General features: G+C 42.9%; 1 protein-coding gene. It reads right to left on the reverse strand.

From position 1 onward, the window contains the following. Positions 1-210, reverse strand: a 210-nt coding sequence (locus IL45_RS00005) for a DUF7507 domain-containing protein (RefSeq protein WP_036578880.1), incomplete at both ends; no start/stop codon positions are given.

Genomic DNA, 210 nt, shown 5'->3' on the forward strand with positions numbered 1-210 from the left:
CGATATCCATTTGAGTGATCGTATACATTCCTGTGAATGTTCCCATCTCGCCTGGTAATAAAGTATCTGGTGTTGTTGCCTGAGCTACAACTCCTAATAAAGCATCGCTTACTGTTACGCCTGTCAAGGTAGTCGTTCCTGTGTTGGTCGCTGTTAAGGTATATGTGATCATATCACCTACACTAATAACTCCATCACCATTGGTGTCTG

The organism is Nonlabens ulvanivorans, from assembly GCF_000732625.1.
In the GTDB taxonomy this organism is placed as follows: domain Bacteria; phylum Bacteroidota; class Bacteroidia; order Flavobacteriales; family Flavobacteriaceae; genus Nonlabens; species Nonlabens ulvanivorans.